At 67.4% G+C, this 279-nt stretch carries 1 protein-coding gene; it reads left to right on the top strand.

Annotation, left to right across the window (positions count from 1 at the left end; all coding sequences use genetic code 11):
- The first annotated feature begins 45 nt into the window (after positions 1-45).
- Entirely contained in the window at positions 46-222 is a 177-nt protein-coding gene (locus AC0L3H_RS33050; protein WP_260372438.1) for a hypothetical protein, read from the top strand.
- The last annotated feature ends 57 nt before the right edge of the window (positions 223-279 follow it).

The raw sequence follows: 279 nt of genomic DNA, 5'->3' as shown, positions 1-279 counted from the left end.
CTCCCCTTCACCGCCATGCTCGGCAAGCCGCATTGAGGTGATGTCATGTTGCCCGCTTCACTGAGCCTGCTGCGCCAGCCCCTGAGCTTCGTCGCCACCAGATGGCAGACGCTGATCCGCGTCGCGGCCAACCCCTATCGCCCCGAGCTGCACTACATGCGCGGACCCGGCCCGAAATGGCGCGCCAAGTACCAGGCCAGCCGGCTGGATCGCATGCGCTGAGCGCTGAGGCTTCGTCGCCCTCCCCCGATTTCCGTCTCCTCCCCATCATGGCCGGGC

Source organism: Mesorhizobium sp. WSM4816 (assembly GCF_055811535.1).
The sequence above is the reverse complement of the archived record's forward strand: the minus strand, read 5'-3'. Positions and strand labels throughout refer to the sequence as shown.

Coding starts and splice junctions, on each gene's coding strand:
- AC0L3H_RS33050 (WP_260372438.1), top strand. CDS start 46: ATGTTGCCCGCTTCACTGAGCCTGCTGCGCCAGCCCCTGAGCTTCGTC.